The organism is Methylobacillus sp. MM3, assembly GCF_001645185.1.
Classification (GTDB): Bacteria; Pseudomonadota; Gammaproteobacteria; order Burkholderiales; family Methylophilaceae; genus MM2.
Genome location: NZ_LXTQ01000017.1, coordinates 1 through 435 on the forward strand (window position 1 = coordinate 1; position 435 = coordinate 435).

Annotated in this window: 1 protein-coding gene; it reads right to left on the bottom strand. The window is 66.2% G+C overall.

Annotated features, from left to right (window positions below):
- Positions 1–435, bottom strand: a 435-nt coding sequence (locus A7976_RS06790; RefSeq protein ID WP_305791275.1) for an NADH-quinone oxidoreductase subunit N, incomplete at both ends; no start/stop codon positions are given.

Genomic DNA, 435 nt, shown 5'->3' on the forward strand with positions numbered 1-435 from the left:
CCGCCAGACCGATCAGCGCGAAGCCGACATTGTTGATCGATGAATAGGCCAGCAGCCGCTTGATGTTGGTCTGCCCGATCGCCGCCACAGCGCCGAGGATGATCGACGCCAGCGCGGCGAAGGTCACGATCTGCTGCCACTGCTGCACCGCCGAGCCCATGGCCTCGACCGCGACGCGGATCGCCAGCGCGATCGCCGCGACCTTGGGGGCCGAAGCGAAGAAGGCGGTCACCGGGGTCGGCGCGCCTTCGTAGACGTCCGGGGTCCACATGTGGAACGGCACCGCCGACATCTTGAACGCCAGGCCGGCGAACACGAACACCAGACCGAACATCAGCCCCAGCGAACGCGTGCCCATGACTGCGTCACGACCATAAGCACCCGCGATCTGCGCGAAGTCGGTCGAACCCGAGAAGCCGTAGACCAGCGAGATGC